We start from the raw sequence: 11,032 nt of genomic DNA on the forward strand, positions 1-11,032 counted from the left end.
GCGGTCTCGCGCTCAAGCCCGAGGTGATCATCTGCGACGAGCCGGTCTCCGCGCTCGACGTCTCCGTCCAGGCCCAGGTGATCAACCTGCTGGAGAAGCTGCAGCACGAGTTCAGGCTGTCGTACATGTTCATCGCGCACGACCTCTCGATCGTGCGCCACATCTCCGACCGGGTCGGCGTGATGTACCTCGGCAAGATGGTCGAGATCGGCTCCGACGAGGAGATCTACGACCACGCCACCCACCCGTACACCCAGGCGCTGCTCTCCGCCGTCCCGGTTCCCGACCCGGCCGCCCGCGAGGACCGGGACCGGATCGTGCTGACCGGCGACGTGCCCTCGCCGGCGAACCCGCCGTCCGGCTGCCGCTTCCGCACCCGCTGCTGGAAGGCGCAGGAGAAGTGCGCCGTCGAGGTCCCGCTGCTCACCGTCCGCCCCTGGCTGGAGGGCTGGGCCGCGCACGAGTCGGCGTGCCACTTCGCGGCGGAGCGCGACATCGAGCAGGGCGCGGCGGAGCGCGACATCGAGCAGGGCGCGGCGGAACGGGACACGGCGCAGCAGGACATCGTGGAGCGGGACGCCGTGGAGCCCGACACCGGCACCGAGGGCACCGGGCCGGACGGCCCGCCCCCGCCGGCGTAGCGACGGACGAACGGCGAAGGGCCCCTCCACCCGCAGGTGGAGGGGCCCTTCGCCGTTCGTTCAAGGCCGTGCGGCCGGGTCAGAGCTCCTTGGCCGTCTCCCGCTGCGCCGGGACGTCGGCGGCGAGGGTGGTGCCCTCCTCCGGGAAGTGGCAGGCCGTCAGGTGGCCCTCACGGCTGCCGGAGAGCTGCACCAGCGGCGGCTCCTCGGTCGCGCACTTGTCCTGCGCCTTCCAGCACCGGGTACGGAAGCGGCAGCCCGACGGCGGGTTGATCGGCGACGGGACGTCACCGACCAGGCGGATCCGCTCACGGGAGTCGTCCGGGTCCGGCTCCGGCACCGCGGAGAGCAGTGCGTGGGTGTACGGGTGCCGCGGCGACTCGTACAGCGACTGGCGGTCGGCGATCTCGACGATCTTGCCGAGGTACATCACCGCGACGCGCTGCGAGAAGTGCCGCACGACGGCGAGGTCGTGGGCGATGAACAGGAACGCGATGCCGAGGTCCTTCTGCAGCTGCTGCAGCAGGTTGACGACCTGGGCCTGGATGGAGACGTCCAGCGCCGAGACCGGCTCGTCGGCCACGATCAGCTTCGGGTTCAGCGACAGCGCGCGGGCGACGCCGATGCGCTGGCGCTGGCCGCCGGAGAACTCGTGCGGGAAGCGGTTGTAGTGCTCCGGGTTGAGGCCGACCGTCTCCAGCAGCTCCTGGACGCGCCGCTGGACGCCGCCGGGCGGGTTGATCCCGTTGATCTCCATCGGTGCGGAGATGATCGAACCGACGGTGTGCCGCGGGTTCAGCGAGGAGTACGGGTCCTGGAAGATCATCTGGATCTCGGACCGGATCGGCGCGAGCTCCTTGCGCGAGGCGTGCGTGATGTCGCGGCCCGCGTAGGAGATCGAACCGGCGGTGGGCTCCAGCAGGCGGGTGACCAGCCGGCCGGTGGTCGACTTGCCGCAGCCGGACTCGCCGACCAGGCCGACCGACTCGCCGGCGTGCACGGTCAGGTCGACGCCGTCGACCGCGTGGACGGCGCCCACCTTGCGCTTGAACAGGAAGCCGTCCATCACCGGGAAGTGCTTCTGCAGCCCGGTGATGGTCAGCAGCGGGTCGGTCGAGGCCGGGGTGCCCGACGCGGACTTGTCGAGGGTCAGCTCGTTGCTCATGGTGTCTCTGCCCGTCCTGTCAGCCGAGCCGCGGCTGGATCTGATCGATGAAGATGTCCTGCTTCTGGGCCGCCGTCAGGTGGCAGGCGGTCGCGTGGCCGGCCTCCGGGAGGAGGGCCGGGCGCTCGGTGGTGCAGCCGCCGCCGACGACCTTCTCGCGGAAGTCGCAGCGCGGGTTGAACGGGCAACCGGACGGCAGGTGGATCAGGCTCGGCGGGGTGCCGCGGACCGGCCGCAGCGGAACGTCGACCGGGCCGGAGAGGTTCGGCATCGAGGAGAGCAGGCCCCAGGTGTACGGGTGCTGCGGGGTCTTGAGGACCTCGCGCACCGTGCCCCGCTCCACCGCGCGGCCCGCGTACATCACCATGATCTTCTGCGCGGTGTTGGCGACCACGCCGAGGTCGTGGGTGATCAGGATGATGGCGGTGCCCATCTCCTGCTGCAGGTCCTTCAGCAGGTCGAGGATCTGCGCCTGCACGGTGACGTCCAGCGCGGTGGTCGGCTCGTCCGCGATGACCAGCTTCGGGTTGCAGACCAGCGACATCGCGATCATCGCGCGCTGGCGCATGCCGCCGGAGAACTGGTGCGGGTAGTCGTCCACGCGCACGTTCGGCTGCGGGATGCCGACCTTGGTCAGCATCTCGATCGCCCGGTCCCGGGCCTCCTTCTTGGAGGCGCCGGTGTGCTTGCGGAAGGTCTCGCCGATCTGCTTGCCGATCGTGTGGAACGGCGACAGGGCGGTCAGCGGGTCCTGGAAGATCATCGACATCGTCTTGCCGCGGAGCTTCTCCAGCTCCTTGGTGGGCGCGCCCACCAGCTCCCGGCCGGCCAGCTTGATCGAGCCGCTGATGTCGGTCTTCTCGGGGTTGTGGAGGCCGAGGATCGCCAGGTTGGTGACGGACTTGCCGGACCCGGACTCACCGACGATGCCGAGGGTGGTGCCCGGCTCCACGTCGAAGGAGAGGTTGTCCACGGCCCGGACCACGCCGTCCTCGGTGCTGAAGCGGACCGAGAGGTCGCGGACTGAGAGGAAGGCGGTGCTGCTGCCGCCGCCGGCGGCCGCCTCCTCGGGCTTGGCCTGGGTGGTCATGGACTGGGCTCCTCGGTGCGGTACGTGAGGTGGGAACTGCGGTTGCGGCCAGGGGGTGCGGCCGTCAGGCCAGACGGATGCGCGGGTCGATCAGGGCGTACGCGGCGTCGACCACGATGTTGAAGACGACGATCAGGGCCGCGGCGACCATGGTCACACCGACCAGCATCGACAGGTCGGAGTCGACGAAGGAGCCGATCGCCAGCTGGCCGAGGCCGTGCAGGCTGAACGTGGTCTCGGTGATGATCGCACCGCCGAGCAGGACGCCCAGGTCGATGCCGAAGACGGTGACGATGGTGCCCATCGCGCCGCGCCAGGCGTACCGCATGAAGACCGAGGTGCCCGACATGCCCTTGGCCCGGGCGGTGCGGACGTAGTCCTCGGTGAGCTGCTCCACCATCGAGGAGCGGGTCATACGGGTGTAGTTGGCGGTCCAGATCAGCGAGAGCACGATCCACGGGACGAGCAGGCCGGTGAACCAGCCGAGCGGGTCCTCGGTGAACGGCACGTAGGTCGGCTGCTGCATCAGGTCGGTGCTGTAGACCAGCGCCCAGAGCGCGAGCGGACCGGCGACGTAGATCTGCATCGAGGTGGCGACCAGCGAGGCGGCGCTGGCGACCTTGTCGAGGGCCTTGCCCTGCTTGTGGGCGGCCAGCATGCCGGTGCCGATGCCGAAGATCAGGAAGACCACGGCGGAGCCGACGGTCAGCGACAGCGTGGTCGGGAAGCGGTCCAGCAGGGTGTCGAGCACCATCTCCTGCTTGACGAAGGAGTAACCGAAGCAGGGCGCGTCGCAGTGCGGCAGCGAGCCGGGCAGGTCACGGCCCACGAAGATCGCGCTGAGCCAGTGCCAGTACTGCTCGGGCACCGACTGGTCCAGCCCCATGGTGTGCCTGATCAGGGCAAGGTTCTCGGGTGTGCAGACCTTGCCGCAGGAGAGCCGCGCCGGGTCCGCCGGAATGGCGAAGAAGAGCGCGAAGGTGACCATGCTGATGATCAGCAGGATGACGAGGGCGCCGAGGGAACGGCGGACTAGGAAACGGAGCATGGGGTCGGGCTCTCCTGATCGGGGCGCCGGCTGCGGGTGCGGTGGCGAGCAGAGGGCGGGTGGGGCTTCGGGTGGCCAGAGTGGTGGGGCACCGGCTGTGGTACCGGCCGGTGCCCCACCGAGGGCTACTGCGTGGTGCCGAGGACTACTTGACGTAGATGTTCAGCGGCGACTGCAGACCGAACAGCGTGTCGAACTTCACGCCGCCCAGGCCCGAGCCGTACAGGCTCAGCGAACGCTGGTACACGTCCGGGATCGAGACGGCCTTCTCCTGGAGCTTCTTGTCCAGGGCCGCCCACGCCTTGCCCTGCTCGATCGGGTCGGCGATCTTGACCGCGGCGTCGATCGCGGAGTTGACCTCCGGGTCGTTCAGGTGCGCGTAGTTGGAGGCACCGTCGGCGATCGCACGGCCGTCCCACACCGGCTGCAGCGAGGTGTAGCCGGTCGGCCAGTCGGCGCCCCAGCCGCCCCAGTACAGGTCGTACTCGTTGTTCACGAGGCCGATGGCGTCGTAGTAGGTCTTGGCGTCGAGCGGCTTCGGGACGAACTTGAAGCCGGCCGCCTCCAGGGCGACGCGGATCGCCTCGGTGACCTTCTGCTGGACCGGGGTGTTGTTGTAGGCGTAGACGACGGTCTGGCCCACGGCGTTGGCCTCGGTCAGCAGCTTCTTGGCCGCCTCCGGGTCGCCCTGCGGCTTCTTGAGCGTGTCGAAGACGTCGCTCTTCTCGTAGCCGAGGGTGGTCGGGCTCATGTAGGTGGTCGCGTAGTCACCGTAGCTGGTGCCGCCCTGGATCTGGCGGGTCTGCTGGTGCGGGAACGCCTTGATGAGCGCCTCGCGGACCTTCTGGTCCTTGATGCGGGTGTTGTTGATGAAGTAGTAGTCGACGTACGGGGTCAGGCCCTCGAGCGTGCGGGGCTTGAGCTTCGCGTCGGCCTTCACCTGGTCGATGAAGCTGGTGTGGACCTGGTTGTGGAAGCTGAAGGCGGTCTTGTCGGCGCCGTTGTCCGCCATGAAGCGCTCGGTGGACTGCTGCGCCTGGACGCCGAACTCCATGTGCCACTTGTCCGGGTAGGCGTTCCGGATCGGGTCGGTGGCCGGGTCCCAGTTGGGGTTGCGGACCAGGTCGAGCGACTTGTCGGTGACGTGCTCGGCGATCTGGTACGGGCCGGAGGAGAACGGCTTCTTGTCGTACGCCTCCTTGGTGTCCTGGGCCTTCGGGACCACGCCGTAGCCGGTCATCGCCAGGGTGAAGTTGGCGTCCGGGTGGGCGTCCTTGAAGGTGAAGACGATGGTCTTGGCGTCGGGCGCCTGCACGGCGTCCAGGCCCTTGCCGTCGTACGGGCCGGGGTAGGCCTCGCGGTACTTGTCGCCGGCCAGCCACTGCTGGATGTAGACCGGGCCCGACTTGATGAACGGCGCGAAGGTGCGCTCGATCGAGTACTTGACGTCGGCCGAGGTGATCGCGGTGCCGTCCTGCCACTTCACGCCGTCCTTCAGCGTGAACTTCCAGGTCTTGCCGCCGTCGGTGGTGGTGCCCGTGTCGGTGGCGAGGTCGCCGACCAGCTTCTGGGTGCCGTCCGGCAGGTACTTGTAGCCCGTCAGCTGACGGGTGAACAGCAGCGAGACCTCGCTGTTGTAGTTCAGGTAGATCTGGGCCGGGTCGAGGTGCGAGAAGTCGTCACGGTCGATCATGTTGACCGTGCCGCCCTTCTTCGCGTCGGGCTCGGCGACGGCAGGGCCCTTGGAGTCGGCGGCGGTGCCGACCGAGATGCTGGTCGCCTTCACCGGCTCCTTGGAGGCGCCGGAGGCGGCACCGTCGCCGTTGGAGTGGCCGCTGGAGCACGCGGTGGTGACGGTCAGGGCCCCGGCCACCATGATGGCGGCGGCGAGCCGCCGCGACTTGCGAGCGTTCATCTTCATCCTGCCTGTGGAAGGTGTCTGCATTTCAGTTGGGTGCCCGGGGCTGGGGTGCCCATCCCCCCGGAGTCTTTGGGGCTGCTCGGCGCCCGCTGGTGGGGTCAGCGGTTGGCCTTCGGGTCGAATGCGTCCCGGACGGAGTCGCCGAGCAGGTTGAACGCGAGGACGAACAGCACCATCGCCAGACCCGGGAAGATCAGGAAGGTGATGTCGGTTCGCAGGTACTGGGCCGCGTCGGCGATCATGCGGCCCCAGTCGGGGGTGGGCTCGGTGACACCGACGCCCAGGTAGGACAGACCGGCCTCGGCGGTGACGAAGGCGGGGAGCGCCAGCGTCGACTGGACGAGGATCGGCGTCCACAGGTTGGGGAGCAGCTCCTTGAAGATGATCCGGGCCGGGGAGGCACCGGTCACCTTCGCCGCCTCGATGAACTCCCGCTCGCGCAGCGACAGGGTGGTGGCGCGCAGGATGCGGGCCAGCGACATCCAGCCGAGCAGCGAGAGGACGATCGTCACCGCGGTGAAGGACAGCCAGGTCGGCTGCTTCTCGTTGTCGGCGACCAGCAGGCTGGTGACGACCGGCATGGTGGCGATCAGGAAGATCTGCGACGGGAACGACATCAGGATGTCGATGACGCGCCCGATCAGGTAGTCGGTCTTGCCGCCCAGGTAGCCGGCCGCGATGCCGAGCGCCACACCGATGACGGTGGTCAGCGCCGAGGTGACGACGGCGATCAGCAGCGAGGTGCGGATGCCGTAGATCAGCAGCATGAAGATGTCGCGGCCGAGCAGCGGCTCGAGGCCGAACCAGAAGTCGCCGCTCATGCCGCCGTTGGGGCCCATCGGCAGACCGGAGTCGGTCAGCAGGCCGTCCGCGTTCTGGCCGTAGTGGGTGACCGGGTCCTTGCCGTAGACCATCGAGATGACGGGGGCGAGGAGGGCGACCACCAGGAAGCCCAGCACGATCACGGCGCTGACGACGCCGGTGCGGTCACGCAGGAAGCGCCGCCACATGAGCTTGCCCGGGGAGAGGCCCCGGAAGCCAGGATCTGACGGAGCGTCGGCCGTGCTGGTGGCGTCGAGGTCCGATGTGGACCCGACCAGAACGCTGTCGTCGTCCGTCGTGGCCCCGGTAGGCGTCGTCATGGTGCTAAAGCTCCCGACCGTGGTCTGTGTGCAGCAAGGAGAAAAAGTTGGATGCACGGACTCTTGCAAGTCGTTAATCGAACGTCAAGAGTTCCTCACTTCGCGGACGCCCATTTCTTGCTTCGTGCTGCAATGTCAACCACTTCGTAGTGCGGAATCGCTTGACATGCTCTCTGTGAGACGGTCAAAAGCGGACATACGGCTGTATAGCGTGTTCACGCGTCCGTAACGTGCCGGGGTGGCATCCGCTATGTGGACGCCGAATCCGCCGGCGCCAACGGTCGATGCGCGTAGACCTGTTGTCCGTTTTGGGTATTCCCGGGCGAATTGTCGACGGCGTTGCACCGTCCGATAATCGGACACTAGTGTTTTGCGGTAGGCGGGTCGAATATTTGGGCATCCCCGGGGTGTGCCGCCGAGCAATTCGCCCCCGCTCTTGGATGGCAAATTCACGCCACTGGCGAGTATTCGCCGTGCATTCTTCTCCGGCTACTTCTGGAAGCCGATGTCCTCGTAGACCGGGTCGGACAGGCCGGGCGCGCCCAGGTTGGCGACCGCCCGCCGCACGGCGTAGATCGCCGGCCGCTGGTACAGCGGGATGAGGCCGGCCACCTGCCACGCCTGTTCGTCGGCCCGGTTGATGGCCTCGTAGCCCTCCTTGGCGGTCTCGCCCGACGCGGCGTCAGCGATGGCCTCGTCGAGCGCCTGGCTGCCCACCTGGGAGACGTTCCCGCCCGCCCCCTGCTGGAAGGTACTGGCCAACGAGGTTGCAGGGAAAGGGGTTCCGGTGATGTCGAGCAGCGTGAGGTCGAAGTCGTGCCGGTTCACGTACTTGGCGAGGAAATCGGCGTTCGGCACCTTCTGCACGGTGACCTGGATCCCCGCGAGGGCCAGCATCTCCAGCACCTGGGTGCTCTCGGCGGCCGCCACCTGGCCGGTCTGCGGCACGACCAGGCGGAGCGTCAGCGGCTTGCCGTCCTTGCTGCGCATCCCGAAGCCCGGCCGGTCCCAGCCCGCCTTGTCGAGCTCGGCGTCCGCGGTGTCCACGTCGTACTGGCTGAGTCCGGCCGAGTTGTCGCGGTAGCCGTTCTGCCCCGGCACCAGGAAGTGGTTGTTCATCGGGGTGTACGCCCAGTCCAGGCCCTTGAGGCCGCTGCGGGCGATGGACTCCCGGTCGATCGCCCGCAGCACGGCCCGCCGCACCGCCGGATCGGTCAGCTGCGGGCTGCGGCCGTTCAGCACCAGTGCGCGGACGTTCGAGCCGCCGGCCTTGCGGATCTCGCCGGTGCCGACCTCCGCGGCGCGGTGGTAGGCCGTGGCGTCCGGGCCGATGTCGAAGTAGTCCACGCTGCCCCGGGCGAAGGCGTCCGCCATGGCGCCCGGGTCCATCGCGCGGAAGACGATCCGGTCCAGCAGCGGCTTCTCGCCCCACCAGCCCGGGTCGGCCTCCAGGGTGACCGTGCCGGTGGCGCGGTCGATCCCGGCCGGCCGGAAGGGGCCCGCGGTGGCCGGGATGCGGTCCGCCCAGCCGGTGTTGAACTGCTCGGGGGTGCCCGCGTGCGCGGCGGGCAGCAGCGGGGTGTCCGCCGCGTTGTTGAACATCGACTGCCACTCGGAGAACCGGGTGCGGAAGACCATCACGGCCTGGAAGTCGTCCTTGCCGCGGGTGACCGACTCGACCCGGTCGAAGCCCGCGGCGGTCGCCGTCCGGTAGGCCGGGTCGGTGCCGTTCAGCGCGCGCCAGGTGGCGGCCAGGTCCCGCCAGGTGACCGGGGTGCCGTCGGACCAGTGCGCCTTGGGGTTGAGGGTCCAGGTGACCGTCTGCCGGCCGTTCTCGGTACCGCTCACCGCGTCCAGCAGGAACGCCTTGTTGGGCGTCTGGGTGCCGCCCGCGTCGGAGTGCCAGAAGCTCGGCAGCAGGGCCTTCATGACCGCCGTGGTGGCCGGCTCGGCGCCGTCGACGTGCAGCGGGTTCCACTGGGTCGGCAGGCGGTCCACCGCCCACTGCAGGGTGCCGCCCCGCTTCAGCGCCGTCCGCGGCCGGGGGTTGGTGGCGGACAGCGTCATCCGCTGCGTCCCGCCGTCCACGCGGGCGCCGCCGTCGGAGCCGGCCGGCGGTTCGCCGCTGCTCGCGCAGGAGCAGAGGGCGAGCGCCAGGGCGGCCGCCGACGCGGTCAGGGCGAGTGGGAACCGGGGTCTGGTCACGAGGGTCTCCCAGCGGGGCGGTGCGGCGGGGGCGGCCGTCTGCGCGGGTTGGGGCGGCTCGGCTGGGGGCACATCCTGCTGACCGGGCGCGCGCATTGTCGACCGGGTCCCGATCAAGGATTGGTAACGCGGGGCGGGAGGCGGCCCGGACGGGTGTCTTGCCCGGTTTTGCCCCGCCACTGGCGAGTAACCGCCAGAACGCGGCGGAGGCCGGGCCCGGACCGGCGGGTGCCGGCGGGCCCGGCCTCCGGGGCCGTGCGCGGGGTGGACCGGCCGGGAGCGGCCGGTCCACGAGGACCTGCAGGGATCAGGCGGGGAAGGTGAAGACCCGGTCCCTGCCGGTCTTGTCGAGCACCGAGGCGATGCCGTCGGCGACGTCCTGCGGGGTGATCGGGGCGAGCGCCCCGTTCTTGCGGGTCTTGGCCTTGTCGAAGACGCCGTTCAGCGCGGTGTCCAGCTTGTCCAGGTCCCAGGTGAGGACGACCTTGCCGGAGGCGTCCGGGGCGAGGGTCAGCGCCCTGCTGGCCGTCAGCTTGCCGAAGTCCCACTTCAGCTTGCCGGCCTTCAGCGTCACGTTGCCGTTGAGGACCTGCTTGCCGAGCGAGGCCGCGGCCGCCTTGAGGGCGTCCTCGCCGACCTTCGGCTGGGCCGCGGTGAGCGTCAGCGCGACCTCGCCCTCGGGCCGGCCGGCCGCGCGGTCGCGGTACGCCTGCTCGACCTGGGCCGCGGCCGCCGCGGAGTCCAGGCCCTGGCCCGCCTTGCCGGGGACGACCTCGGCCTGGCCGGTCTCGGTGAAGCGGACGAAGCCCTCCTTGACGCCCTGGCCGGACTTCGCGGCCAGCTCGTCCAGCGCGGCCTTCAGCTTCGACTGGTCGACCTTGACCTCCGGCGCGACCGCCTTGGTGCCGCCCGCCAGCGAGCCGATCACCTCGACCGGGTTGTAGCTGTGCTTGGTCAGGCCGTCCACGGTGCCCGTGGTGTCGAAGCTCAGACCGGCGGTCGCCGGGTCCAGGCTCAGCGCCTGACCGCCCAGCTTGAGCTTGATCGGCTCCTTGCCGGTCTTGGCCACCGAGTCGTCGAGCGCGCTCACCGCCTGGTCGCGGGTGTCGCCGCCGATGTCGGTGCCGAGCACGGTGGTGCCCTTGGGGATGTCGGCCTGGTTGAGCATCAGACCGGTGCCGTACGCGGCGGCACCGGCGAAGAGCACACCGCCGACGGCGTAGCCGGCCAGCTTGCGGGCCTTGCCGCGCTTCTTGGGCGCGGGCTCGGCGGATCCGGCCTTGGGGGGCGCCGGCTCGGGCGCCGGGACCGGTGCGGGCGCGGCCTCCGCCGCGGCCGGTCCGGGGCGTCCCCGGTCCGGAGCGGCGGCGCCGAACGGGCCGCCGAACGGGTCGGCCTGCGCGGGCACCCCGCCGAACGGATCGGTGAACGGGTCGGCGGCGGCCGGGGCCGGGCCGGGCGCGAACGGGTCCGCGGGCGCGGCGAACGGGTCGGGCTGTGCGGGCGCCCCGCCGAACGGGTCCGCCGGACCGGCGAAGGGATCGGCCGCCGGGGGAGCCGAGCCGAACAGGCTGGCGGTCGGCACACCGGGTATCGAGCCGCCCGGGCGGCCCTCGTCGCGGATCGGCTCGAACCCGCCGACCTGGGTGTCCTCGGGCTCCGGCTGGACGGCGCCGGCCGCCCGGCCCGCGGCGAACGGGTCGGCCGGGCCGGTGCGGAACGGGTTCTCCTGCACCGGGGCGGGGCCGAACGGATCGGCGGGTGCGCGGCGCGGCTCGCCGCCCGGCGCCCCCGGGGCGGCCGCCCGGGGGCCCAGTGTT

General features: G+C 70.3%; 8 protein-coding genes. 1 reads left to right on the forward strand and 7 read right to left on the reverse strand.

Going from position 1 to position 11,032, the window contains the following annotated elements:
- Window positions 1-641: ABC transporter ATP-binding protein (locus tag ABZ641_RS15885; protein ID WP_359982295.1), on the forward strand; the 641-nt coding region annotated here is incomplete at its 5' end.
- Window positions 642-720: 79 nt separating this feature from the next.
- On the opposite strand, the gene ABZ641_RS15890 is transcribed toward ABZ641_RS15885, so the two are convergent.
- From ABZ641_RS15890 to ABZ641_RS15920, 7 genes are all read right to left on the reverse strand, one after another.
- Window positions 721-1,806 (reverse strand): dipeptide ABC transporter ATP-binding protein, encoded by a 1,086-nt coding sequence (locus tag ABZ641_RS15890; RefSeq protein ID WP_344628268.1) that lies wholly within the window; start codon window positions 1,804-1,806, stop codon window positions 721-723.
- Between the two features lie 19 nt (window positions 1,807-1,825).
- Window positions 1,826-2,896, reverse strand: coding sequence for an ABC transporter ATP-binding protein (locus ABZ641_RS15895; protein WP_344628267.1), 1,071 nt, complete (start codon window positions 2,894-2,896; stop codon window positions 1,826-1,828).
- A gap of 64 nt (window positions 2,897-2,960) precedes the next feature.
- Window positions 2,961-3,944 carry an ABC transporter permease gene (locus ABZ641_RS15900; RefSeq protein ID WP_359982300.1) on the reverse strand — a complete coding sequence of 328 codons (984 nt, stop codon included), beginning with the start codon at window positions 3,942-3,944 and terminating at the stop codon, window positions 2,961-2,963.
- Window positions 3,945-4,089: 145 nt separating this feature from the next.
- Window positions 4,090-5,859 carry an ABC transporter substrate-binding protein gene (locus ABZ641_RS15905; protein WP_359982303.1) on the reverse strand — a complete coding sequence of 590 codons (1,770 nt, stop codon included), beginning with the start codon at window positions 5,857-5,859 and terminating at the stop codon, window positions 4,090-4,092.
- Window positions 5,860-5,963: 104 nt separating this feature from the next.
- Window positions 5,964-7,007 carry an ABC transporter permease gene (locus ABZ641_RS15910; protein WP_359982306.1) on the reverse strand — a complete coding sequence of 348 codons (1,044 nt, stop codon included), beginning with the start codon at window positions 7,005-7,007 and terminating at the stop codon, window positions 5,964-5,966.
- Between the two features lie 489 nt (window positions 7,008-7,496).
- Window positions 7,497-9,212 (reverse strand): ABC transporter family substrate-binding protein, encoded by a 1,716-nt coding sequence (locus tag ABZ641_RS15915; protein ID WP_359982308.1) that lies wholly within the window; start codon window positions 9,210-9,212, stop codon window positions 7,497-7,499.
- 307 nt (window positions 9,213-9,519) lie between these two features.
- Window positions 9,520-11,032: peptidoglycan binding domain-containing protein (locus tag ABZ641_RS15920; RefSeq protein ID WP_359982311.1), on the reverse strand; the 1,513-nt coding region annotated here is incomplete at its 5' end.

It is taken from the genome of Kitasatospora sp. NPDC007106, assembly GCF_040634455.1.
Classification (GTDB): domain Bacteria; phylum Actinomycetota; class Actinomycetes; order Streptomycetales; family Streptomycetaceae; genus Kitasatospora; species Kitasatospora arboriphila.